This is a genomic window from Ancylobacter radicis (assembly GCF_018449475.1).
Lineage (GTDB): Bacteria > Pseudomonadota > Alphaproteobacteria > Rhizobiales > Xanthobacteraceae > Ancylobacter > Ancylobacter radicis.
Window position 1 is genome coordinate 967,733 of sequence record NZ_JAHCQH010000015.1, and the last position, 22,198, is coordinate 989,930.

Genomic DNA, 22,198 nt, shown 5'->3' on the forward strand with positions numbered 1-22,198 from the left:
GCCGACCATGCCTGAGATGCACTTTTCCATTCGCTGGCCCGACGGCACGCGCGAGATCTGCTACTCGCCCTCTCTGGTCATCAAGGACTATTTCGTCCCCGGCGAGAGCTACACGCTCGACGACTTCCTCGCCCGCTCGCGGGCGGCGCTGATGATCGCCAGCGAGCGTGTTCAGGCCCGCTACGGCATGCCGTGTTCGCGCGCGCTGGGCCAGTTGGCCCGCATCGAGAGCGGGGCTCGCGCCTATTCCACCCATCCCGAGGCCCGCGTCGCCGTCGAATCCTTCGACGCGTGAGCGCGCTCGCCAGCGGAGAGCCGACATGAACGAAAACCACATCGAGCATTACCCCGTCGTCATCATCGGCGGCGGTCAGGCGGGGCTGTCCGCCTCCTATCACCTGCGCCAGCAGGGCATCGCCCATCTCGTGCTGGAGAAGAACCGGGCCATGCACGCCTGGGAAAGCCAGCGTTGGGACAATTTCTGTCTCGTCACGCCCAATTGGCAATGCGACCTGCCCGGTCACCCCTATTCCGGGGATGATCCCGACGGTTTCATGAAGAAGGACGAGATCCTCGCCTATCTCGCCGGCTTCCGCGCCAAGGTCGATCCCCCGATCCGCGAGGGGGTCACGGTGCGCCGTGTCGGTCCGCGCACTGACGGCGGCTTTCTAGTCGCCACCAGCGCCGGCGACGTGAGTGCCGACCAGGTGGTGGTCGCCTCGGGCGGCTATCACGAGCCGATCATTCCGCGTCTGGCCGAGCGCCTGCCCGCCTCCATCGCCCAGATCCATTCGGCCGAATACCGCAATGCCGACCAATTGCCGGCGGGCGAGGTGCTCGTTGTCGGCTCCGGCCAGTCCGGCGCGCAGATCGCGGAGGACCTCCATCTTGCCGGCCGCAAGGTGCATCTGGCGGTCGGCAATGCGCCGCGCTGCGCCCGCTTCTACCGAGGCCGCGACGTCGTCACCTGGCTGGCCGACATGGGCTATTACGACATGCCCGTGGAGCAGCACCCGCTGCGCGAGGGCGTGCGCGACAACACCAACCATTACGTCACCGGCCGGGATGGTGGACGCGACATCGACCTGCGTAAATTCGCGCTGGAGGGCATGCAGCTCTACGGCCTGCTGCGCGACTATGAGGAGGGGCGCCTCCTCTTCGCGCCCGATCTGCGCAGCTCGCTCGACGAGGCCGACCGAACCTATAACGGCATCAACGCGGCCATCGACAAGCACATCGCCGAGGCCGGCATCGAGGCCCCGCCCCCTTCCGTCTACACGCCCGTCTGGGAGCCGGCGAGCGAGCGCGAGAGCCTCGATCTGGCCTCATCGGCCATCACCTCGATCGTCTGGTGCATCGGCTATCGCCCGGATTTCCGCTGGCTCGACGCACCGGTGTTCAACGGCGCCGGCCATCCGCAGCACCGGCGCGGGATCACGGCGCGGGAGGGGATCTATTTCCTCGGCCTGCCCTGGCTGCACACATGGGGTTCGGGCCGGTTCGGCAGTGTCGGCCGGGATGCCGCCTTCATCGTCGATCACATCGCCGCGCGGCTCACCCGCGCCGGTCAGGACAGCGCGGCATGAATCTTCGTCTCGCGCCGCCGGCCTTTGACCCGCCCTCGCTCGCCGCCGGCGCCGTGGAGAGCGAGATCGCGTTTCGGCTCGGCATGCCGCAGCTCTCGCTTGCCGGCCTCTCGGAGACATGGCTGCTGAAGGAGCTGGGCCATCGGCACTGGATGCTTCTGGCGCAGATGGCCGGCCGCGACAGGCCCGATTTCCGCGACACGGACGGCGCACCCGTCTATGCCGCCTTCTGCGCGCTCTCGGTCGCCCATGCCAGCTTCGCGGCGCTTGGCGAGAATGACGCCGTGGTCATCCGCTCACACCTGCGCCGCATCTCCCGCACGCAATGCGCGAGCCGCCATGTCGTGCTGCGCGACGGGCGGGCTATGGGCGAGGTGGAGCTCGTCTCCGCCTTCGTGCGGCGCGGGGCCGGCGGGGGAAATCACAGCGTGGCCCGTGTCGCGCTGGACGGTTTTCCGGCCCCGCCAGCCGGCGTTTCGCTCGGCCTTCCCCAACGCGCCGCGCAATTGCGCGCGGGCCGGCTTTCCCGCCATTTCGGTTTCGATCTGGATGGGCCCGGCGGGGAGGCGCGCTTCGAGATCGACCCGTGCCCGGCGCAGGATTTCAACGGCGCGGGGTTTCTGTATTTCTCCAGCTTCATCGCCTTCATCGACCGTGCCGAATGGCATTTCGACGGCCGCAGCGCCTCGCGCGCGACGACGCGCGCCCGCGAGGTGTTCTTCCACGGCAATGTCGACCCTGGCGAGCGGCTTGCCGTGCGCTGGCGCGCCGCCCGGCGCGGGGAGGGCGTGCTCACCCATCATTGCCGGCTGGAACGGGTGAGCGACGGCGTCTGCCTTGCCGATGCCTTCACGGAGCGGAGCGTGTGAGGGCGCATCGGGTCGGCGGCGCAGGGGAGGAAAGGAGTTTTCCACGCCCTGTCATCGGGCTGTGAGAAAAGCTGCGAAAGCCCGTTGCATTCCCGGCAAGTCTGGGGCATAGAGACGGCCCGTTCGGGGGCGCGGCCAACACCGCAGCCTGCTGGACACGGAGCGCGCGGGCGTAGCTCAGTGGTAGAGCACAACCTTGCCAAGGTTGGGGTCGTGGGTTCGAATCCCATCGCCCGCTCCAAATTTTCCCAGAAATGTCTGATGCCTAGCGAACGCCCTTCGGGGCGTTTTCTGCTTGTTGGTCGCAGTTTTGCCGTCCGGTAAGCTCGTCAGGCACAGGCTTGGCTAACACCGGCGTAGCCGATGGACGGCTCAAGGTCGGGCTGAGAGTCCGCGCGGGGCGGACGCGGTGGCTGGGCCAATGAACATCACTTGCGATGAGGCGCCTGGGTGTTCAGTCCGGCATTTGATGGAGTGGATCGAGAATGAATCTCTCCGGCCCTAAGTCCAGTATTTGCAGATGAATGCGTAGGGCGTGAGCCCCCCGGAGGGCGCTTCATAGCGCAGCGGGAAGGCGAACTGGGATGCCGTTATCCATTAGAACAGTGTGGATCCGGTACGGCACCGCGTGATCACGGTCGCAGCCATCCAGCGGCAGCAGCGGTTGCCGGCGGAAGGCGACGATAGCCACCTCTTCCTCGATCGACCGATCGCTGTCGGTGCAAGACAGCTCAGTTCTGGAATGCCCAATCCGCCGGCTGCCAGCGCAGATTCCCCCGGTCCGATACGATGCGGCCCAGTCCGGGGAAGGCCATATGCGTGGCCGCGATCAAGGCGCCTTCCTCTGCCGCGCGCGGGAAGAACCGCTTGCGCATGTCTTCCGCTGCCGCCCGGTCCTGCTCGAAAAGGAAGAACACATCGGTCGCCTGAGGGTGGACCACCGGGAAGATCATGTCGGAAACCATGATGAGGCTCTGCCCGCCATCTTCGATCCGCACGCCTATATGGCCCGGCGTGTGACCGGTCAGGTCAACGATCGAGACGCCACCGACGATCTCGCGCTCGCCGTCGATCGCCTGCAGGCGCGGATAGAGTCGCACCACCTCGTCCGCCATCCGGAAGCTGGTCTGCAAGTAGTCCGCGGCCCCGTTTCGCTTGGCCGGATCGGTCCAGAAAGCCACATCCCGGCGGTCGATAAAGAGTTCGGCGTTGGGAAAATTGTTCCTGCCTCCCGCGACCAGCCCACCCATGTGGTCCTGATGCATGTGGGTGACGATGACAGCATCGATCTGGTCGCGCTGTAGGCCAAGCCGGGCAAGGGCCTGCGGCAGTAGGCCCGTCTTGCCGAGGGTTCCGGCCGGCCCCGTATCGATCAGAATGCGTCGCTGTCCATCCTCGATGAGATACTGGTTGAACAAGAAACGGACGCCGCTGGGACGAGCGACGAACTGGGTCTTCGCCTCTTGCTCGACCTGATCGGGGGTGCGGCCGGGGAAATATCCATAGGGCATGTCCGCGTAGCCATCGGCCAGCGCCGTCACCGTGAAGCGGCCGACTTTGATCTGGGCCGATGGCAGGACGGATGCGTCAGGAGGGGTTGCCTGGGCGCGAGCCGGGGTCACCTGCGCAAGGGCACCGCCGCCGAGAGCGAGGAGGGGCAAACCAAACGCGAACGCACGGCGGGACCGGTCCGTCATGGCAATTGTCCTTCAGAACATGGCAGTGCGCATCGCGGGCCGTTGGAGACGGCGTGCTCGCCTGATCGACAGGCTATGGTGTTCCAGCAGCACGGACTACCCGATGAATCCGGTAGTTTGCCTCTCATTATTGGCAAGTAACGCCAGACCGTCGGCTCCCGCCTTGATGCCATGACGTCAACGGATGCACTCCGATGTTCTCAAGTCGCGGCAGTGAATGCCGTGACAGTCGCGCATCCGACAGATCCATGATCGAAACAAAGGCGGCTGATCATTTGCGCCACGTGCAACATTGCAACGAGCCCCAGATGACCGTTTGCGCGGCGTGTGGATGCCCGCCGCTGGCGCTCCCGGTTGGATCAGCCGGATCATCCGCGCCACCCAAGTCGCTGGAAGCGATGTAAAGAACGCGGCACGATCCCTGCCGGCTCGGCCATACGTTGGTTTGGCGTGAGGGTATCAATGTAGAATGTCGACACCCGGCCGGCCGTGCAAGTCTTCGCTCAGGCCGCTTCATTGCTCTGACGCGGAGCTGGAGAAAGGGTTTCATTATGCTCTCTTATGGATTTGTTGCGCTCGGGGGCGCCGCTGGGAGCGTGTTACGCTTCGGATTGAACCGTTGGCTGAGCTTGTTGCTTGGCGAAACCCTGCCCTGGGGGACGATCCTCATCAACGTGGTCGGCTCCTTCGCGATCGGGCTGTTCGCCGCTTATTTCGAGAGCAACACCCGGTCCGCCATTCCGCTGGAGGTTCGCCAGTTTGTGCTGGTTGGTCTTTGCGGGGGCTTCACGACGTTTTCGTCGTTCAGTCTGCAGACCCTCGTCCTGCTCAATGCCGGGGAAGCCGGCCGGGCCCTGCTCAATGTCGCGCTATCGGTCGCGTTATGTCTGGTGGCCGTCGCTCTGGGCTATATGGTTCCCAACGCCTTAGCGGGGATCACAAGGAGTGTCGGCGCATGAGAATCCTGTGCGTTCTTACGAGTAGCGCGAGCGTGGCCGCCGCACTCGATGCCGCGCGGCTTGCTGCGGCCGCACGGCCCGGATCGACGATCGAAGCGCTCGAGGTCATGGTCGATCCCGCTCACATGGTCGCCGCTGACGAGGAGGTCGACATCCAGTATCTGCGCGAGGCGACAGAGGGGACCGCGCAGCAGCGCGCCCAGTCGACGCGTGCGGCCTTCGATACGTGGAAGGAGCAACCCGGCTCAAAGGCTGCAACGGTGAACTGGCGCTCCATTACCGGGGCCGAGACGGCCGGGGTGGTGAAGGAAGCAACGGCAGATGTCGCGCTCATCGTCATGGCTCACGATGCCAATATGGATGGCGCCGATGCCCTTCATGCCGCCATCTTTTCGACGGGCAAGCCGGTTCTGCTGGTGCCGCCAAGCTGGCAAGCGGGGACGCGCACGAAATTCAACCATATCGCGGTCGGCCTGATCGACGATGATACGATGCGTCGCGCGATCATGGCGGCGAAGCCCTGGCTGCAGGACGCCGAGCGGATTTCAGCGATCAGCATTCAGGGGACCGGCAATGTCAGTCCGGATTCTGGATCAATGTGGCCTCTCGCGTCGATCGCCCCGGAGTTCGTGACCGTCCTGCCCTCGAGCGAGAAGACGGCTGCCCGGCTCGTCCATGAGGCCGATCGCCTCAAGGCCGATCTGCTGGTCGCCGGTGCCTATGGGCACATGGAATTCATGGAGTGGCTGTTCGGCGGGGTGACGCGCGAATTGCTGCAGGTGGCGGACCTGCCGCTGTTGCTCGCGCATTGAGCCATGAAGGGCGTTCGCTGTTGCGATCAGGCGAAGCGTTTCGCCCCTGCGACACACAGCACAACGAGGCTGGTCACGCCGATCATGGTCCATGAGACCGGCTCGCCCACCAGATAACCGGAAAGCGCCAGGCCGAAGAAGGGCTGGAGCAACTGGAGCTGGCCGACCGCCGCGATCCCGCCGAGGGCAAGCCCGCGATACCAGAAGACGAAGCCAATCAGCATGCTGAACACCGAGACATAGCCGAGCCCGGCCCATGCGGTGACGCTGATCGGCGCCAGAGTTTCGGGTGACGTGGCGAGCGCGAGGATCAGCATCGGCGGCAACGCAAGCAGCAGCGCCCACGAGATCACCTGCCAGCCGCCAAGGTGGCGCGACAGGCGGGCACCCTCGGCATAGCCAAGTCCGCACAGAATGATCGCGGCGACCATGAGAAGGTCGCCGGACAGCGATGTCGGGGCCCCGTTGCCGATGGCAAATCCGCCGACGCTGGTCGCGCCGATCACGGAGAACAGCCAGAAGGCCGGCTTCGGTCGCTCACCGCCGCGCAGCACGCCAAACAGCGCCGTCGCCAATGGCAGCAAGCCGATGAAGACGACGGAGCGCGCGGCGGTGATGCGTTCAAGTGCCAGCGCCGTCAGCAGTGGGAAGCCGATCACCACACCAGCGGCCACGATGACCAGGGGCATGACATCGACGGCGGCCGGGCGCTTCTGCCGGAGCCCGAGCAAAAGGGCCGAGGCCAGCACCGCGGCGATGACCGCACGGGCCGAGGTCAGGAACAACGGGGTGAAGCCCGCGACGGCAACCCGCGTCGCCGGCAGCGAGCCGCTGAAGATGATCACGCCGAGCAGGCCGCTCCACCACCCTCGCGCCACCCTGTGCTCCCGCCTTCGTGGATCCGAGATCTCTGCTACCGGCGGCGCGCTGGTCGTGACAGGAACGCTTTCGTATGGTGCGACGGAACAGTATGGCCGTACGGAGCAGTACAGTTGGTTGAGCGTGAAGGCCGGGCAACGCGCGGGTTGGGCCGCACCGAGGCGGTGATGCAGGCGATCCGCCGCCTCGTCGCACACCACGCGCTGACACCCGGCGACAAATTGCCGTCGATCCGCAAATTCGCCCGCGATATGGCGGTCTCGCCCTCTACCGTGGTCGAGGCTTATGACCGCCTGGCCGCCGAAGGGCTGATCCGCTCTCGCCTCGGTTCGGGGTTCTATGTCCTGGCCAATGCCGTGGCGCCACGAACGGCCGATGTCGCCCCGCCGATCGACCGCGCGGTCGATCCCTTCTGGGTGTCGCGTCAGTCGCTCGATGCCGGCCGGGAGATGCTTCGCCCCGGCTGCGGCTGGTTGCCTCCCGACTGGATGCCTCTTGCCGCCATCCGCCGCGCGATGCGCGCCGTGGCGAAGACCGACGATGCGGTTCTGGTGGAATATGGCTCGACCCGCGGGTCGCTCGCGCTGCGCCGCCTGCTGGCGCGCCAGTGCCTGTCCGAAGGCATCGAGATCGGGGCCGAGCAGGTCCTCCTCACCATGTCCGGCACGCACGCCATCGATCTGATCTGTCGTCACCTGCTGCGGCCGGGCGACACGGTGCTGGTCGACGATCCCTGCTATTTCAACTTCAGGGCTCTGCTGCAGGTCCATTCGGTTCGGATTGTCGGCGTTCCCTATACGCCCGCCGGGCCCGATATTGCCCTGTTCGAGGAGGCCCTCGCGGCACACCGTCCGCGCCTCTATCTGACCAATTCGGCGCTGCACAATCCCACCGGTGCCAGCCTGTCGCCCCAGACCGCCCATCGGCTGCTCACGGCGGCAGCGGCCAACGACGTCACCATCGTTGAAGACGAGATCTTCGCCGATTTCGAACCGGAGCCTTCCGCGCGCCTGGCCGCTCTGGACGGCCTGAACCGGGTGATACGGATCGGCAGTTTCTCGAAAACCCTGTCAGCGTCGATACGGTGTGGCTACATCGCCGCGCGAGAGGACCTGATCGACAGTCTCATCGACCTTCAACTGGCGATAGGATTCGGTGGCCCCAGCCCGGTGGCGGCTGAACTGGTCCTCCGAACCCTCGGCGACGGCAGTTACACCAAGCACCTTAACGGCCTGCGCGTCCGGCTTGCCCGGCGGCGGCGGGAGATGATTGCCGAACTCGCCAAGCTCGACGTGCGGCCCTGGACGCTGCCGCGCGGTGGCTTCTACCTCTGGTGCCAGTTGCCTCGTGCAACCGATGCATCGGACGTGGCGACACGCGCATTGCGGGAAGGTGTGGTGCTTGCCCCGGGAAACGTGTTCAGCGTGACCCAGACCGCCACCGAATTCATGCGTTTCAATGTGGCCCAGATGGACAGCGATGTTCTGAAACGGCTGCAACGAGCCCTGGAACAGCCAGCCATCCCCAGCCTGCCGTGATGAACGCCACGTCGCCCTCGCCAAGGTGCGGGGCGACGTGGGGCCTGCCGCTGGCGGGCACCGGAATGGTCGCCGGCGTCATTTTCGCCTTCGTTGCCGGCTCGGCGCCACGGCATCGCCCATGCGCCGACCTGCATGATGGCCGACGCATGGGCAACAGCCCTGATGGTGCGAGGAAGCCGGGAAGGCGTAGACTTGGTCCGCCGGCATAATCTTGATGCCCTCTTCATCGACCGGGATGGCGACAATCTGCGCGAAACGCGGGTTGGGCGGCTGTTCGAGACCCGCTCGGCCCCCGAACATGCGGCTTGACCACGGATGCACACCCGATGAACACGCTTCTTCACGGTCGCCTCGACATTTCGCGCCTCAATGTCGTGTTGCTGGCCATTGCCCTCTTGGGTCTGGTGGCGGGCCTCGGCCTCTGGCTGGGCGGGCAACCCCATCTTGCCACGCTGGCATGGACGGCAGGCGTCGTCCCCGTGCTGGCGGGTCTGGTCATCGAGATCATCAGCAGCCTCACAAAGGGCGAGGTCGGGCTCGACATCGTCGCCGCCCTGTCCATGTCGGCCGCGCTGCTGTTCGGCGAAACCCTCGCGGCGGCCGTGGTCGCGCTGATGTATTCCGGTGGCAGCTTCCTGGAGAGCTTTGCCGAGGGCCGCGCCCGACGCGAGATGAGCGATCTCCTGTCCCGCGTACCGCGTACGGCGACACGCAAGCGGGGTGGCACGCTCGACGAGGTGCCGCTCGATGAGATCGAGCCGGGTGACTTGCTGCTGATCCGGCAGGGTGACATCGCGCCGGTGGACGGCACCATTGAGAGCGACCGCGCCATGCTGGACCAGTCGGCCCTGACAGGCGAGTCCATGCCCCTGCGGCTGGACCGGGGCCACGAGGTGATGAGCGGCTCGACCAATGCGGGCGACGTCTTCGATCTGCGCGTCAGCCGCCGCGCGGCCAACAGCACCTATGCCGGAATCGTCCGGCTGGTCGAGGCGGCCCAGCAGTCCAAGGCCCCGATGGCCCGCCTCGCCGACCGCTACTCGCTGCTGTTTCTCGTCGTCACAGTGGCGCTCGCCACGGCGGCGTGGTGGTTCACCGGCGACCCGATCCGCGCCGTGGCGGTTCTGGTGGTCGCCACACCCTGTCCGCTGATCCTGGCGGTTCCCGTGGCGCTGGTGGCCGGCTTGTCGCGGGCTGCGCATTTCGGGGTGTTGATCAAAGGTGCCAAGCCGCTGGAAGCCCTGGCGCGAATCCGCACGCTGATCCTCGACAAGACCGGCACCTTGACCGATGGGCGCCCGCAACTGGTGTCGATCAACATTCTTGGAGACCTGTCCGAGGATGAGATCGTGTACTTCGCGGCGGCGCTGGATCAGGCCTCGAAACATCCGATCGCGCAGGCTATCGTCGCGGCGGCGCATGCGCGGGGCGCCGTCCTGCCGCTCCCGGAGCACGTGGTCGAGACTCCGGGCGAGGGCGTTGCCGGGATGATCGACGGCCGACCGGTCGTTGTCGGCGGCGCCGCTTTCGTCGCCTCCCAGATCGCGGCGGCCGAACCTCAACGTAATATCCGCGATGCCGGTTCCGTTGTCGTGGCGCTAGCGGTCGACGGCAAACTCATGGGCCATCTCGTGATGGCGGATGCGCTGCGCGCGGGCACCGCCGACCTCCTCGCGGGGCTGCGCCGGCTGGGGATCGGCCGTATCCTGCTCGCGACGGGTGACCGCCGGGCGGTGGCGGAGAGGGTGACGGCCGGTCTTCGGCTTGACGCGATCCGGGCCGATCTGACGCCGGACCAGAAGGTGCTGGTGGTCCTTACCGAGCGCAAGAATGGCCCGGTGATGATGGTCGGCGACGGCGTCAACGATGCGCCCGCCCTCGCCGCTGCCGATGTCGGGGTCGCCATGGGCGCGCGCGGGGCGGCGGCCTCGGCTGAAGCTGCCGATGTGGTTCTGCTGGTCGACCATGTGGACCGACTTCTGCCGGGGATCGAGATCGCCCAACGCGCGCGCCGCATCGCCCTGGAAAGCGTGGTCGCCGGGATCGGGCTGTCCATTCTGGGCATGGTGGCCGCCGCCTTCGGCTATCTGACTCCGGTGCAAGGCGCGTTGCTGCAGGAGGCGATCGACGTCGCGGTCATCCTGAATGCGCTGCGGGCGTTGCGCATCGTCCCCGGTCAAATCCTTGATTGAGAAGACCTAACGGAGCCTGGCAATCCCGATGCCATCGAGCTTGGCGCGGTCCTTTATGGATTCCTCACTGCGCGTCATAGCTTTCGATATGGCCTTCAACGCCATGCCCTTCTTGGCGAGAAGTTTGAGCTTTTCGAGTTCCTCATAGGTCCAGGGTTGGCGGTGCCGTTCAAATCGCTCAGCCATGATCTGCTCCTCTTCGGCCTGACATATCCGGCATTCGCGCCATCTGTATCACTAACGGTGAAGACGCGATGTGTGGAGGCGTGTCGCCACCATCCGGTCGCTCGGTGCCCCGGCGCGTAACCCGTCATTGCACGCTCGCGCGGCCTCACGCGGCTCTCTTGACTTGTATGGTAGTATGCCAGATGGTTGAGGGCAGGGAGAAAACAACAAGATGCAACTCGCCGGGTTGGATGCCGCATCGCTGCAGACCGTGCGCGTGAGCGTGGTGGATCAGCTCTACGCGACCCTGCGCGGGGCCATCATCGATAATGACCTCAGCCCCGGCGCCCGGATTTCCGAAGCCGAGATCGCCCAGCATTACGGGGTGAGCCGGCAGCCGGTGCGCGAGGCCTTCATCAAGCTCGCCAATGAGGGGCTGCTCGAAATCCGCCCTCAGCGCGGCACCTTCGTCGCCAAGATTTCCCTGTCGGCCGTGATGGATGCCCGCTTCGTGCGCGAGGCGGTCGAGGCGGACATCGTGAAGTTGCTGGCAACGGATCCGGCGCCGGCGCTCATCGCCGACCTCAACGATCAGCTTGCCCGCCAGCGCGGCATTATCGGGGGATCGGCGCGCGACTTCATGGAGGCGGATGAGGCCTTCCATCACACGCTTGCAGCGGGTGCCGGCAAGGAAAACGCCTGGCGCGTGATCGTCGAGATGAAGGCGCAGATGGACCGGGTGCGCTTCCTGTCCAGCGTGCATTTCTCCGTGGCGCGTCTCGTCGACCAGCATACCACGCTGGTGGAGGCTATCGCCGCCGGCGATGGCGCCCGCGCCGAGCAGTCCATCCGCGCTCACTTGAAGGGAATCCTGCACGATCTGCCGGTGATCGAGCAGGAGCACCCCGAATATTTTCGTTAGCCATCCGGCACCTGCCGGAAACTGAAAAACAACAAGGAGGAGACAAGAATGATCAAGACGTTGACCCGACTGGCCGCCACCTGCGCAACCCTTGCCCTGCTCGGCGGCGCCGCCATGGCCGATGTGACCCTGAAGCTCGGTCACCTCGCCAATGAAGAAAACATCTGGCACAAGGCCGCGCTCAAGTTCGGCGAGGAGGTGCAGAAGCTCTCCGACGGCCGCGTGAAGGTGCAGGTCTATCCCAACGAGTCGCTCGGCAAGGAGATGGACCTCATCAACGGCATGCAGCTTGGCACTGCCGACATGACCATCACCGGTGAGAGCCTGCAGAACTGGGCGCCCAAGGCGTCGCTGCTGGCGCTGCCCTATGGCTATCGCTCTCTGGAGCACATGGACAAGGTCGCGTCCGGCGATATCGGCAAGCAGATCGAGGCCGAGATCATCGAGAAGGCCGGCGTGCGTCCGCTCACCTATTTCGCGCGCGGCCCACGCAATCTTTCCGCCAACAAGGAAATCAAGACGCCGGATGAGCTGAAGGGCTTCAAGCTGCGCGTCCCGAATGTGCCGATCTTTGTGGCGGCCTGGCAGGCCATGGGCGCCAACCCGACTCCGATGGCCTTCTCCGAGGTGTTCACCTCGCTGCAGAACGGCACCATCAACGGCCAGGAGAACCCGCTGGCCCTGTTCAAGTCGGGTGGCTTCTACGAGGTGCAGAAGGTCATCAACAAGACCGAGCATGTGCGCTCGTGGATCTACCTCGTCATTTCCGAGCGGACCTGGAACAAGCTGTCGGACGCGGACAAGGCGGCCGTGACAGAAGCGGCCAAGCGCACCCAGGCCTATGAACGGGAGCTGTTCCTCGCCGACGAGGCGGCGCTGGTGAAGGACCTGGAAGGTCGCGGCGTGAAATTCGTCGAGGTGGACAAGGCCGCCTTCGCCGCCAAGGCGCGCGATGCCGTGCTCAATGCGGTGCCCGCCTCCATCCGCCCGCTTGCCGAGCAGATCTTCAGCAGCAACTGACACGCCCGTGCCGGCCGGCTCCACGAGTGAGCCGGCCGGTCCGCGCGCGGAGGCATTCATGACACGCTTGTTCAAAGGGCTGGAGGGGCTGTGCCGCCTCCTGATACTGGCGGCATTCCTCGTGCTGTCGGGCTCGGTGCTGCTGCAGGTGTTCGCCCGCACGTTTCTCGACACGGCCCCTGTGTGGACCGAGGAACTGACCCGGTTCTGCCTGATCTATATCGGCGCCCTTGGCGCTGGGCTGGCACTTCGCAGCGGCGACATGGTGAATGTCGACCTGCTCTGCGAGAGCATGCCTGGTCGCCAGCCCTGGATATTGCGGTTCCTCTGCGCGTTGCTCACGGCGGGTTTCGCCTTGATTTTGATCCCTGCGGCCTGGGACTACACCTCCATCGGTGTGCGCCAGACCGCTCCCTCGCTCGGCTGGCGCATGGATTTCATCCACGCCGCCATGCTGGTGCTGTTCGTCACCCTCGCGCTGTGGGCGCTGATGCGCGTCTACGAGATGCTGACCCGGCGCCATGACGGTCGCCCCATTCCGCTGTCGGGGGACGAGTGATGGGCCGCACACTCCTGCTTTGTACCTTCGTCGCCGGTCTTGGCGTCGCCCTGCTCGTGGCGTTCACCTTCGGCCGGCCCTCCGCAATCTATCTCCTCTTCGCGGATATCCCGCTCGTGGTCATTGCCGCCATGCTGGTGCTGCTCGTCACTCTGGCGCTTTGGGCGCTCATACGGATGTTCGAGATGTTGACCGGCCGCCCCATCATGACTTTCGGAGACGAGTGATGGGCCTGACCCTGCTTCTCTGCACTTTCGTCGCCGGCCTTGCCATCGGCCTGCCGGTCGCCGTCACGCTCGGCCTGTCTTCCATGGCCTACCTCGTCTTCGCGGATATCCCGCTCGTGGTCATTCCGCAGAAGATGTATGCCGGCATGGACAGCTTTGTGCTGCTCTGCATCCCCGGCTTCATCCTGGCCGGCAATCTGATGAATTCCGGCGGTATCACTGAACGCATCATCCGTTTCGCCAACGCGCTGGTCGGCTGGATGCGCGGCGGCCTTGCGCAGGCCAACATCGCCGCCTCGATGCTGTTTGGCGGAATCTCCGGTACCGCGGTGGCAGACGTCGCCTCGGTTGGTGGCATGATGATCCCCGGCATGAAGAAAGCCGGCTATCCCGCCGCCTTCTCCGCCGCCGTCACCGCCGCCTCCTCGACGGTCGGCCCGATGATCCCGCCGAGCGTGCCGATGATCATCGTCGGCTCACTCTCCGGCATTTCTGTCGGCAAACTGTTCCTCGCCGGCGCCGTGCCGGGTGTCCTCATGGGTTTTGCCATGATGGTCACGACCTATTTTCTGGCGAAGAAGCATGCCTTCCCGCGCGAGCCGTTTAAGGGCCTGCGCGAGCTGTTCACCTCGTTTGCCGGTGCGATCTGGGCCATCGCCATGACGGCTCTGATCGTCGGCGGCCTGCTGCTCGGCATCACCACGCCGACCGAGACGGCCATCGTCGCCTGCCTCTATGCGGTCGTGGTGGGCCTCTTCGTCTATCGCGAGCTGCCCGTCAGCCGCATCCCGAAGATCATCATCGACAGCGCCATCAGTTCGGCCGGTATTCTTGTGCTGGTCGGCACCGCCAATGTGTTCGGCTGGATTCTGGTGGCCGAACGCATCCCGCAGATGCTGGCGGAAACCGTGCTGTCGATCACTGACAACAAGTTCCTGGTCATCCTGCTGATCAATATCCTGCTGCTGTTCGTCGGCATGTTCATGGAGACGATCGCCGCGCTGATCATCCTGTTCGTGCCGCTTCTGACGCTTGCCACAGCGGTCGGCATCGAGCCGCTGCACTTCGCCTGCTTCGCGGTGCTGAACCTGATGATCGGCCTCACGACGCCGCCCGTCGGCGTGTGCCTCTTCGTGGCGTCCAACATCGCCCGGCTGCCGCTGTCCCCGGTGATCAAGGCGATCGTTCCGTACATCATCACCAACATCATCGTCCTGCTGATGGTCAGCTATTTCGCCCCGCTGGCGACCTGGCTGCCCAATCTTCTGATGCCCTGAGGTCTGTCCATGAGCGATGCACTTCTCACCCGCGTGGTCCGCCTCCACGCGCAGGATGATCTGCGGATCGAAACGCAGCCGGTCGGCGATTTACGCGCCGGCGAGGTCCGCGTCGCCATACTGGCCGGGGGCATTTGCGGTTCCGACCTGCATTACTGGCACGAGGGCGGCATCGGCACGATCCGCGTGCGCGAGCCGATCATCCTCGGCCATGAGGTGGCCGGCCGGATCGAGGCGCTGGGGGCGGGGGTCGAGGGGGTCGACATCGGCCAGCTGGTGGCGGTGAACCCGTCCCACCCGTGCGGCGACTGCGAATTCTGCCGCAACGGCCTGCCGCGCCACTGCATGAACATGCGGTTCAAGGGATCGGCCATGTACCTGCCCCACGAACAGGGCATGTTCCGCGATCACCTCGTCATCGGTGCCGCCCAGTGCTTCCCGATGCCGGAGGGCGTCTCGCCCGGCGCGGCCGCGTGCAGCGAGCCGCTCGCCGTTTGCCTTCACGCCGCCAATCGCGGTGAGGCGGTCTCGGGGAGCCTTGAGGGCAAGACCGTGCTGGTGACCGGGGCGGGGCCGATCGGTGCCTTGTGCGTCGCGGTCGCGCGCCAGCGCGGCGCGGCCGAGATCATCGTGACGGACATTCAGGATGCCACGCTCGCCGTCGCCCGGAAGATGGGCGCCGACCACGCGATCAACACGGCGCGCGATCCGGAAGGGCTGGCTCCCTGGCAGGCCGGCAAGGGCCGGGTGGACCTGGTGTTCGAGTGCTCGGCCGCCGCCGCCGCGATCCGCGACGCGGTGAGCGTGCTGCGCCCGCTCGGCACGCTGGTGCAGGTCGGCGTCGCCGGGCCGACGCCCTTGCCGCTCAACGTGATGGTGGGCAAGGAGATCCTGTTCGTCGGCTCGCAGCGTTTCGATGTCGAGTTTGCCGAGGCGGCCGCGCTGATCGGCTCGGGCGCCATCGACCCGCGTCCGATGATCACCGGCACCTATCCCATCACCGAGGCCCTTGCCGCCTTTCATGCCGCGTCTGACCGCTCCGCATCGGTCAAGGTGCAACTCGCCTTCGCCGCCAGCTGACGGCGCGAGAAACAAAAAAACGAGAGACGACTTCATGAGACAAACCTGGCGCTGGTTCGGCCCCAAGGACCTCTGCTCGATCGACGACATGCGGCAGGCGGATGTGGAAGGCGTGGTTTCCGCGCTCCACCATATGCCGACCGGCACGGTCTGGACGCCGGAGGAGATCGCCCGCCGCCAGAGCGAGATCGGCACCATGCGGGACGGCTCGCCCTCCGGCCTCGCCTGGGAGGTGGTCGAGAGCCTGCCGGTCTCCGAGGACATCAAGCGGCAGAGCGGGGCGTGGCGCGAGCATATCGCCAACTGGAAGACCTCGATGCGCCATCTGCGCGCGGCGGGGATTGAGGTCATCTGCTACAATTTCATGCCGATCCTCGACTGGACGCGGACCGACCTCGCCTATCGCCTGCCGAGCGGCGCCACCTGCATGCGCTTCGATGCCATCGACTTCGCCGCCTTCGACCTGTTCATCCTTGAGCGGGCCGGCGCGCAGGAGGGCTATGCGCCGGAGATCGTCGAGCAGGCGCGCGAGCGTTTCGCCAGCATGACGCAGGCGCGCCGCAGCGAACTCGGCGGCAATGTGGTGTTCGGCCTGCCCGGCTCGGCCGAGGCGATGTCGATGGACGATGTGAAGTCGCACCTCGCCCGCTACGACAACATTCCGCCCGCCCGTCTGCGCCAGCATCTGGTCGATTTTCTCGCCCAGGTAAGCCCGCTCGCCGAAGAGATCGGCGTGAGGCTGTGCTGCCATCCCGACGACCCACCGTTCCCGCTGCTCGGCCTGCCGCGCATCATGTCGACGGAGGCTGACTATCGCGCGGTGATGGAGGCGGTGGACATCCCCGCCAACGGCATCACGCTATGCACCGGCTCGCTGGGCGCGCGCGCCGACAATGACTTGCCGGGCATGATGGACCGGCTCGGCAGCCGGGTGCATTTCCTCCACCTTCGCAACGTTGCCCTTGAGGAGCGCCAGCTTGGCGGCTCGTTCCACGAGGCGGCGCATCTGGAGGGCAATACCGACATGGTGGCGATGATCGCCGCCATTCTGGCGGAGGAGAACCGCCGCAAGGCTGCCGGTCGGGCGGACTGGAACATCCCGTTCCGGCCGGATCACGGGCAGAACATCCTCGACGACCTCAATCGCGGCGGCCAGCCCGGCTATCCCTCGATCGGTCGCCTGAAGGGGCTGGCCGAACTGCGCGGCATCATGACGGCTCTGGCCCATCCGCTGGCGCGGGCGGCGCGATGAACCGGCTCTCCGCCAGCGCCCTATCCGTCGGCACGGCCGCATGGCCGCGCTATCGGCCGGAGGAGCATCGGGCCGGGATCGTTCATCTCGGGCTCGGCAATTTCGCCCGCGCCCATCTGCTCGCCTATACCGATGAGGTGCTGGCGCGGCGTGGCGGTGACTGGCGGATAATCGGCGTCTCGCTGCGCGGCACCTCCGTCGCCGAGGCGCTGAATCCGCAGGATGGACGCTACACGCTCATCACGCGCGGGCAGGAGACGCATGCACAGGTCATCGGCACCCTGAAGCATGTGATCGCCGGCACGCGCATGGCGAGTTGCGCGCTGGCGGCGATGACGCGTCCGGCGTGCCGGATCGTCAGCATCACCGTGACCGAGAAGGGCTACGGTATTACCAGCGAGGGCGCGCTCGACCGCACCCATCCGGCGGTCGCGGCCGATCTGGAGAGCCCGGCGGTACCCGGCGGCGTCATCGGGCTGATCGTGGCGGCACTCGCCGCACGGCGGGCGGCGGGCCTGCCGGCGTTCACCGTGCTGAGCTGCGACAATCTCTCCCATAATGGGCAGAAGCTGCGCCGGGCGGTGCTGGAATTCGCCGCTGCCACGCAGCAGGACGCGCTGGCTGGGTGGATCGCGGCGAACGCCACCTTTCCTTCCACCATGGTGGACCGCATCACTCCCGCCTCCACGCGCGAGACGCTCGGCGCGGCGCAGGCACTGACCGGGCATGAAGACCTTGCGGCGGTCGAGACCGAGCCGTTCCATCAGTGGGTGATCGAGGACACGTTCGCCGCCGGGCGCCCGGAATGGGAACTGGCCGGCGCGCTGTTCGTGGCGGATGTCGCGCCCTATGAGCAGATGAAGCTGCGTATGCTCAATGGCGCGCATTCCATGCTCGCCTATAGCGGCCAACTCTCCGGCAAGGCCTATGTGCGCGACGTGATGGCGGACCCCGCCCATGCGGCTCTGGTGCGCCGCCATCTCAAGGCCGCCGCCGCCACGGTGCGCGGGCTGGCGCTCGACCTCGACGTCTATGCCGCGGCACTGGCGGAACGCTTCGTCAACCCGTCCATCGCCCATGCCACCGCGCAGATCGCCATGGACGGGACGCAGAAGCTGCCTCAGCGCATCGCCGCCCCCGCATGTGAGGCGCTGGAAGCGGGAACGCCGGTTCGCCCCTTCGCCTTCGCGCTGGCGAGCTGGGTTGCCTATCTCGCCCGCCGCGATGCCTGCGGCGCGCCGATCCGCGTCGACGATCCGCGCGCGGATGCGCTGCGGAACGCCGTGGCGGGTGCAAAGGATATCGCAGCCTTGCTTCCGGCTCTGTCCGCCCTCTGCCCGGACGTTCTTCCGCCGGTATTATTGAACGGGGAGTTCGGCGCCAGCCTTGCGCAGCTTGTCGAGGCCATCGATAGCGAGGGCATGGCGGCGGTCATTGCCCGCGAAGCCATGCGGGACTGGGAGTAAGGCTGTGCGCTTTCTTTCCATCGGCGAGGCGATGCTGGAATTGTCCGAGCAGCAGGCGCCGCTCTGGGCGATGAACGTGGCCGGCGACACGCTGAACACCGCCTGGCACTTCAAGCGGCTGTGCGGCGAGCGGGCGGAGGTCGCCTATTTCACCGGTCTGGGTACCGATCCGTTCTCGGCGCGGATCGAGAGCTTCATCGCCGGCGCGGGGATCGAGACCCGCTTCATCCGCCACGAGCCCTCGCGCGGGCCGGGGCTCTACGCCATTTCGCTGCGAAATGGCGAGCGCAGCTTCACCTATTGGCGCGACCGCTCGGCGGCGAAGCTGCTGGCCGATGACGAGGCGGCGCTCGGCGCCGCGCTTGGCTGGGCCGACATGATCTATCTGAGCGGCATCACCCTCGCCATTCTGTCGGTCGGGGCGCGGGAGCGGCTGATGGCGGCGCTGGCGGCGGCGCGCCGGCGTGGTGCCACGGTGGCGTTCGACCCCAATATCCGCCCTCGCCTCTGGGAAGACGCCGACACGATGCGTCGGACGATCATGCAGGCGGCGGGTGGGGCCGACATTGTCCTGCCGAGCTTCGAGGACGAGGCGCAGCATTTCGGCGATGCGAGCCTGGAAGCCTGCGCGCGGCGTTATGATACCGATGGCGACCGCGAGATCGTCGTCAAGAATGGCGGACGGGACGTGGCGGTTCGCGCCGGAGGCAGGTGCACCCACCATGCGATGGCACCGATCACGCCTGTGGACACCACAGGCGCCGGGGACGCCTTCAACGCCGGCTGGCTTGCCGCGCGCCATGAGGGGTTGTCCCCGGAAGACGCCGTGATGCGCGCCCACGCCTTGGCCACGCATGTCATTTCGCACAAGGGCGCGCTGGTCTGATCTGCGACGAGGCTCTTGTCGGGGCCTTCGTCCGCTCAGTCGAGCGGCACCAGGAAATCGGACACCGCCTTCAGGCAGGCGTCCTTTTCCTCCACATGCGGCATGTGGCTGGACTCTGGGAACAGCACCCAGCGGCAATGGGCGATGTTTTCGCGGTAGGGTCGCACCACTTCCGGCGTCGCCTCGTCATGCGCGCCGGAAATCAGCAGCGTCGGCGCCACGATGCGGTGCAGCCGGTCCTCGATGGTCCAGTCCTTCATCGTCCCGATGACATGGAATTCGGTCGGGCCGTTCATGTTGCGATAGACCGTGTTGTCCTCGTCCATCGCCGCGAAGGTGCGCGCGACATCCTCCGGCCACGGCGTGATGCGGCAGACATGACGGTCATAAAATACCCGCGAGGCGGCGATGTAGTCCGGGTCGGTCAGCGTGCCGGCCGCCTCGTGCTTCAGCAGCGTCGCCTGCACCTCCTCGGGCAATTCGCGGCGCAGACGGTTCGCCTCCGCGACCCAGGTATGCATGTTGGCCGGCGAATTGGCGATGATGAGCGCCTTCAGCCCCGCCGGCTGGCGCACCGCGTGTTCGGCGCCCAGCATTCCGCCCCAGGACTGGCCGAGAAAGGCATAGCGGCCGGCAATGCCGAGATGGGCCAGCAGGGCGTCGAGTTCGGCGAGGAACAGGTCGACGGTCCAGAAATCCGGTCCCTTGTCCGGCAGATGGGTCGATTTGCCATTGCCAAGCTGGTCGTAATGAATGACGGCGCGGCCATCGAGCGCAGCGATGCCCTTGAGGGAATCGACATAGTCATGGGTGCAGCCCGGCCCGCCATGAGCCACCACGAGTGGTAATTCTGCACCGCCGAGATCGCCGGTCACGCGGTACCAGGTTTCGTACCCACGGAAAGGCATCCGCCCTTCCACGCTCACCACGGCGTTCATGCCGATTCTCCTGCGGCTGTCGTTCGATAGCGCAGGAAAATAGAAAGTCGCGCCGGGAAGCGGCAGCTATCAGAAGTGATAGGCGGTGGACGATGCGCGGCTCAGTCCAGCAGGCGCAGCCTCGCCGCGCGCACCGCCGCCTGCGTGCGGTTCTTGGCTTCGAGCTTCCGCATGGCGGCGTTGAGATGCATCACCACGGTCGGCACGGAGCGGCCGAGGGCGCGGGAAATCTCTTTGGCGGAAAGGCCTTCCGCGGCGTGGCGCAGGCATTCGCGCTCGCGCGCGGTGAGGCGCGGCAGGCCCTCCAGCCGGCGGTCGTCGCGCAGGGCGGTGGAGGCGGCGTTCTGGAAGATGTGGGCGAGCAGGCTGAAATCGCCGAGGCAGGCGGGGGCGTCGCGCTCGGCGAAGCGCCCGTCGCCGCAGCGTATGCCGGTGATGGTGGCGTAGTCGCCGCCGGGCATGTGCACGGGTACGGTAACACCGGCGCTGAGGCCGCGCTCGGCGAGGAAGGCGGCGACGGGGGCGCTGTCCTCGTTCATGAAGGCGCGGATCAGCGTCGAGGCGCGCTTGTCGTAGTTCCACACGAAGGGGCGGGTGGTGCCGAGGGCCACCTTCTGCACCGGGTCCAGCCGGATATAGCCCCGCTCGACCCAGTAGTCGCGCATCGCCGCGTCCACATTGCGCAGCTCCAGCACGGTGGGCAGCATCTGCGTGCCGGTAAGATCGTAGCGCGCGGGCGTGTAATCATAGATCAGCGCGTCGAAGCCGAAATCGCCCATCGCCTCGAACAGCAGGTCCACCTGCGCACCGAAGGTGGAGGCCGCTCCGATACGCTGCTCGATCGCGCCGATATCCGCAGGCATGATGGCCCGTCCTTTTGCCATTCCAGCGTGCGAACCTATCACTTCTGATAGCTGTTTTGGACTCACGATTTCTCTAGGAATTGAGCATGCCTTTTTGTTGAGCAGGGATGCGCCGGACATGTGGCGGGAGATTGAGCCGCAGGAGCGGCGTGAGGTGGCTGTCGGCGAACACCGCGTGGTCACCTATAGCTTCGGCTCCGGCGCCGACACTATCCTGTTACTCAATGGCGGTCCGGGCCTGCCCTGCGATTATCTGCGCGAGGCCCATTCCTGCCTTATCGATCAGGGCTTTAGGGTCGTCACCTTCGACCAGCTGGGCACCGGCGCCTCGGACCGGCCGACCGACGAGGGGCTGTGGACCATTGCGCGCTATGTCGAGGAGGTCGAGACGGTGCGCACCGCGCTCGGCCTCGGCAAGGTGCATCTGCTCGGCCATAGCTGGGGCGGCTGGCTGGCGATTGATTACGCGCTGACCTATCCCGACGCCCTCAAGAGCCTGATCCTTGCCGACACGGTGGCGGACATGCCGCATCTGGTGAGCGAACTGGAGAAGCTGCGCGCTGCGCTCGGGCCGGAGACGGTCGCGATGATGCAGAAGCACGAGGCGGCCGGCAGCTTCGACCACCCGGAATATCAGGCGGCGATAACCCTACTGAATTACCGCCATATCTGCCGCCTTCCGGAATGGCCGGCCCCGGTGCAGCGTTCGCTGGCGGATTGGAACATGGGGCCGTACATGGCCATGCAGGGCCCGAACGAGTTCCTCTACACCGGCAACCTCAAGGACTGGAACCGGATCCCGGATCTTCACCGTATCACCGTACCGACGCTGATCGTGGTCGGCGAGCGCGACGAGCTGACGCCGGCCTGCGCCATGAAGATGAAGCACGCCCTGCCTCAGGCGCGGCTCAACCTCGTGCTCAATGCCAGCCACATGCCGTTCTACGAGAACCCGGCCGGCTATTACCCGCCCCTCCTCGATTTCCTCGCCAGCGTGCCGCGGTAAAC

The 22,198-nt window shown here is 66.1% G+C and carries 23 protein-coding genes and 1 tRNA gene; 19 read left to right on the forward strand and 5 right to left on the reverse strand.

The window, feature by feature from the left end:
- Positions 1 to 7 precede the first annotated feature (7 nt).
- From KIP89_RS10575 to KIP89_RS10590, 4 genes are all read left to right on the forward strand, one after another.
- The gene (locus KIP89_RS10575) at positions 8 to 295 is read left to right on the forward strand and encodes an MSMEG_0570 family nitrogen starvation response protein (protein ID WP_213755309.1); all 288 of its coding nucleotides are present in this window, start codon (positions 8 to 10) and stop codon (positions 293 to 295) included.
- 25 nt (positions 296 to 320) lie between these two features.
- Positions 321 to 1,586, forward strand: coding sequence for an MSMEG_0569 family flavin-dependent oxidoreductase (locus KIP89_RS10580; RefSeq protein WP_213755310.1), 1,266 nt, complete (start codon positions 321 to 323; stop codon positions 1,584 to 1,586).
- Complete coding sequence (locus KIP89_RS10585) at positions 1,583 to 2,455, forward strand: Pnap_2097 family protein (protein WP_213755311.1); 873 nt, start codon at positions 1,583 to 1,585, stop codon at positions 2,453 to 2,455. Before KIP89_RS10580 ends, KIP89_RS10585 begins: the two co-directional genes overlap by 4 nt.
- Before the next feature lie 166 nt (positions 2,456 to 2,621).
- Positions 2,622 to 2,696 (forward strand) — tRNA-Gly (locus tag KIP89_RS10590).
- Positions 2,697 to 3,186: 490 nt separating this feature from the next.
- Here the strand turns inward: KIP89_RS10590 and KIP89_RS10595 are convergent.
- A complete protein-coding gene (locus KIP89_RS10595) occupies positions 3,187 to 4,152 on the reverse strand; it encodes an MBL fold metallo-hydrolase (RefSeq protein ID WP_213755312.1) in 966 nt (321 codons plus the stop codon).
- Between the two features lie 551 nt (positions 4,153 to 4,703).
- On the opposite strand from KIP89_RS10595, the gene crcB reads away from it, so the two are divergent.
- Both crcB and KIP89_RS10605 read left to right on the forward strand, forming a co-directional pair.
- Positions 4,704 to 5,111, forward strand: a complete 408-nt coding sequence (crcB, locus tag KIP89_RS10600) for a fluoride efflux transporter CrcB (protein WP_213755313.1) — start codon at positions 4,704 to 4,706, stop codon at positions 5,109 to 5,111.
- 32 nt (positions 5,112 to 5,143) lie between these two features.
- Complete coding sequence (locus KIP89_RS10605; RefSeq protein WP_213755314.1) at positions 5,144 to 5,923, forward strand: universal stress protein; 780 nt, start codon at positions 5,144 to 5,146, stop codon at positions 5,921 to 5,923.
- A 26-nt stretch (positions 5,924 to 5,949) separates the two neighbouring features.
- On the opposite strand, the gene KIP89_RS10610 is transcribed toward KIP89_RS10605, so the two are convergent.
- Positions 5,950 to 6,801 (reverse strand): DMT family transporter, encoded by an 852-nt coding sequence (locus KIP89_RS10610; RefSeq protein WP_213755498.1) that lies wholly within the window; start codon positions 6,799 to 6,801, stop codon positions 5,950 to 5,952.
- A 168-nt stretch (positions 6,802 to 6,969) separates the two neighbouring features.
- Here KIP89_RS10610 and KIP89_RS10615 point away from each other — a divergent pair, with 168 nt between their 5' ends.
- The 3 genes from KIP89_RS10615 (at position 6,970) to KIP89_RS10625 (ending at position 10,535) form a co-directional block, all read left to right on the forward strand.
- On the forward strand, positions 6,970 to 8,340 hold the full coding sequence (locus tag KIP89_RS10615; RefSeq protein ID WP_213755315.1) for an aminotransferase-like domain-containing protein: 1,371 nt from the start codon (positions 6,970 to 6,972) through the stop codon (positions 8,338 to 8,340).
- 135 nt (positions 8,341 to 8,475) lie between these two features.
- Positions 8,476 to 8,652: a hypothetical protein gene (locus KIP89_RS20125; RefSeq protein ID WP_213755316.1), complete on the forward strand. Its 177-nt coding sequence runs from the start codon at positions 8,476 to 8,478 to the stop codon at positions 8,650 to 8,652.
- Positions 8,653 to 8,669: 17 nt separating this feature from the next.
- On the forward strand, positions 8,670 to 10,535 hold the full coding sequence (locus KIP89_RS10625; protein WP_213755317.1) for a heavy metal translocating P-type ATPase: 1,866 nt from the start codon (positions 8,670 to 8,672) through the stop codon (positions 10,533 to 10,535).
- 6 nt (positions 10,536 to 10,541) lie between these two features.
- Here KIP89_RS10625 and KIP89_RS10630 read toward each other — a convergent pair whose 3' ends face one another.
- Positions 10,542 to 10,721, reverse strand: a complete 180-nt coding sequence (locus tag KIP89_RS10630) for a hypothetical protein (RefSeq protein WP_213376188.1) — start codon at positions 10,719 to 10,721, stop codon at positions 10,542 to 10,544.
- Positions 10,722 to 10,932: 211 nt separating this feature from the next.
- Between KIP89_RS10630 and KIP89_RS10635 the strand changes: the two genes are divergently transcribed.
- Genes KIP89_RS10635 through KIP89_RS10675 form a run of 9 tightly spaced genes read left to right on the forward strand, consistent with a single transcriptional unit; the run spans position 10,933 to position 19,389 of the window.
- Positions 10,933 to 11,622: a GntR family transcriptional regulator gene (locus KIP89_RS10635; protein ID WP_213755318.1), complete on the forward strand. Its 690-nt coding sequence runs from the start codon at positions 10,933 to 10,935 to the stop codon at positions 11,620 to 11,622.
- A 48-nt stretch (positions 11,623 to 11,670) separates the two neighbouring features.
- The gene (locus KIP89_RS10640; protein ID WP_213755319.1) at positions 11,671 to 12,642 is read left to right on the forward strand and encodes a TRAP transporter substrate-binding protein; all 972 of its coding nucleotides are present in this window, start codon (positions 11,671 to 11,673) and stop codon (positions 12,640 to 12,642) included.
- Positions 12,643 to 12,700: 58 nt separating this feature from the next.
- Complete coding sequence (locus KIP89_RS10645; protein WP_213755320.1) at positions 12,701 to 13,201, forward strand: TRAP transporter small permease; 501 nt, start codon at positions 12,701 to 12,703, stop codon at positions 13,199 to 13,201.
- Positions 13,201 to 13,428 (forward strand): hypothetical protein, encoded by a 228-nt coding sequence (locus tag KIP89_RS10650; RefSeq protein ID WP_213755321.1) that lies wholly within the window; start codon positions 13,201 to 13,203, stop codon positions 13,426 to 13,428. Before KIP89_RS10645 ends, KIP89_RS10650 begins: the two co-directional genes overlap by 1 nt.
- A complete protein-coding gene (locus tag KIP89_RS10655; protein ID WP_213755322.1) occupies positions 13,428 to 14,705 on the forward strand; it encodes a TRAP transporter large permease in 1,278 nt (425 codons plus the stop codon). Before KIP89_RS10650 ends, KIP89_RS10655 begins: the two co-directional genes overlap by 1 nt.
- A gap of 9 nt (positions 14,706 to 14,714) precedes the next feature.
- On the forward strand, positions 14,715 to 15,785 hold the full coding sequence (locus KIP89_RS10660) for an L-idonate 5-dehydrogenase (protein ID WP_213755323.1): 1,071 nt from the start codon (positions 14,715 to 14,717) through the stop codon (positions 15,783 to 15,785).
- Positions 15,786 to 15,819: 34 nt separating this feature from the next.
- Complete coding sequence (uxuA, locus tag KIP89_RS10665; protein WP_213755324.1) at positions 15,820 to 17,037, forward strand: mannonate dehydratase; 1,218 nt, start codon at positions 15,820 to 15,822, stop codon at positions 17,035 to 17,037.
- Positions 17,034 to 18,503 carry a mannitol dehydrogenase family protein gene (locus KIP89_RS10670; RefSeq protein ID WP_213755325.1) on the forward strand — a complete coding sequence of 490 codons (1,470 nt, stop codon included), beginning with the start codon at positions 17,034 to 17,036 and terminating at the stop codon, positions 18,501 to 18,503. The genes uxuA and KIP89_RS10670 overlap by 4 nt, the downstream gene beginning before the upstream one ends.
- A gap of 4 nt (positions 18,504 to 18,507) precedes the next feature.
- Positions 18,508 to 19,389: a sugar kinase gene (locus tag KIP89_RS10675; RefSeq protein WP_369807103.1), complete on the forward strand. Its 882-nt coding sequence runs from the start codon at positions 18,508 to 18,510 to the stop codon at positions 19,387 to 19,389.
- 35 nt (positions 19,390 to 19,424) lie between these two features.
- On the opposite strand, the gene KIP89_RS10680 is transcribed toward KIP89_RS10675, so the two are convergent.
- Positions 19,425 to 20,327 carry a proline iminopeptidase-family hydrolase gene (locus KIP89_RS10680; protein ID WP_213755326.1) on the reverse strand — a complete coding sequence of 301 codons (903 nt, stop codon included), beginning with the start codon at positions 20,325 to 20,327 and terminating at the stop codon, positions 19,425 to 19,427.
- 101 nt (positions 20,328 to 20,428) lie between these two features.
- Positions 20,429 to 21,190, reverse strand: a complete 762-nt coding sequence (locus tag KIP89_RS10685) for a helix-turn-helix transcriptional regulator (protein ID WP_213755327.1) — start codon at positions 21,188 to 21,190, stop codon at positions 20,429 to 20,431.
- 118 nt (positions 21,191 to 21,308) lie between these two features.
- Between KIP89_RS10685 and KIP89_RS10690 the strand changes: the two genes are divergently transcribed.
- Positions 21,309 to 22,196, forward strand: coding sequence for a proline iminopeptidase-family hydrolase (locus tag KIP89_RS10690; protein ID WP_213755328.1), 888 nt, complete (start codon positions 21,309 to 21,311; stop codon positions 22,194 to 22,196).
- Positions 22,197 to 22,198: the final 2 nt, after the last annotated feature.

Excerpts from the sequence above, each read along its gene's own strand:
- KIP89_RS10575 (WP_213755309.1), top strand. The coding sequence starts at position 8 with ATGCCTGAGATGCACTTTTCCATTCGCTGGCCCGACGGCACGCGCGAG.
- KIP89_RS10580 (WP_213755310.1), top strand. The coding sequence starts at position 321 with ATGAACGAAAACCACATCGAGCATTACCCCGTCGTCATCATCGGCGGC.
- KIP89_RS10585 (WP_213755311.1), top strand. The coding sequence starts at position 1,583 with ATGAATCTTCGTCTCGCGCCGCCGGCCTTTGACCCGCCCTCGCTCGCC.
- KIP89_RS10595 (WP_213755312.1), bottom strand. The coding sequence starts at position 4,152 with ATGACGGACCGGTCCCGCCGTGCGTTCGCGTTTGGTTTGCCCCTCCTC.
- crcB (WP_213755313.1), top strand. The coding sequence starts at position 4,704 with ATGCTCTCTTATGGATTTGTTGCGCTCGGGGGCGCCGCTGGGAGCGTG.
- KIP89_RS10615 (WP_213755315.1), top strand. The coding sequence starts at position 6,970 with ATGCAGGCGATCCGCCGCCTCGTCGCACACCACGCGCTGACACCCGGC.
- KIP89_RS20125 (WP_213755316.1), top strand. The coding sequence starts at position 8,476 with ATGATGGCCGACGCATGGGCAACAGCCCTGATGGTGCGAGGAAGCCGG.
- KIP89_RS10625 (WP_213755317.1), top strand. The coding sequence starts at position 8,670 with ATGAACACGCTTCTTCACGGTCGCCTCGACATTTCGCGCCTCAATGTC.
- KIP89_RS10630 (WP_213376188.1), bottom strand. The coding sequence starts at position 10,721 with ATGGCTGAGCGATTTGAACGGCACCGCCAACCCTGGACCTATGAGGAA.
- KIP89_RS10635 (WP_213755318.1), top strand. The coding sequence starts at position 10,933 with ATGCAACTCGCCGGGTTGGATGCCGCATCGCTGCAGACCGTGCGCGTG.
- KIP89_RS10640 (WP_213755319.1), top strand. The coding sequence starts at position 11,671 with ATGATCAAGACGTTGACCCGACTGGCCGCCACCTGCGCAACCCTTGCC.
- KIP89_RS10645 (WP_213755320.1), top strand. The coding sequence starts at position 12,701 with ATGACACGCTTGTTCAAAGGGCTGGAGGGGCTGTGCCGCCTCCTGATA.
- KIP89_RS10650 (WP_213755321.1), top strand. The coding sequence starts at position 13,201 with ATGGGCCGCACACTCCTGCTTTGTACCTTCGTCGCCGGTCTTGGCGTC.
- KIP89_RS10655 (WP_213755322.1), top strand. The coding sequence starts at position 13,428 with ATGGGCCTGACCCTGCTTCTCTGCACTTTCGTCGCCGGCCTTGCCATC.
- KIP89_RS10660 (WP_213755323.1), top strand. The coding sequence starts at position 14,715 with ATGAGCGATGCACTTCTCACCCGCGTGGTCCGCCTCCACGCGCAGGAT.
- uxuA (WP_213755324.1), top strand. The coding sequence starts at position 15,820 with ATGAGACAAACCTGGCGCTGGTTCGGCCCCAAGGACCTCTGCTCGATC.
- KIP89_RS10670 (WP_213755325.1), top strand. The coding sequence starts at position 17,034 with ATGAACCGGCTCTCCGCCAGCGCCCTATCCGTCGGCACGGCCGCATGG.
- KIP89_RS10680 (WP_213755326.1), bottom strand. The coding sequence starts at position 20,327 with ATGAACGCCGTGGTGAGCGTGGAAGGGCGGATGCCTTTCCGTGGGTAC.
- KIP89_RS10685 (WP_213755327.1), bottom strand. The coding sequence starts at position 21,190 with ATGCCTGCGGATATCGGCGCGATCGAGCAGCGTATCGGAGCGGCCTCC.
- KIP89_RS10690 (WP_213755328.1), top strand. The coding sequence starts at position 21,309 with ATGTGGCGGGAGATTGAGCCGCAGGAGCGGCGTGAGGTGGCTGTCGGC.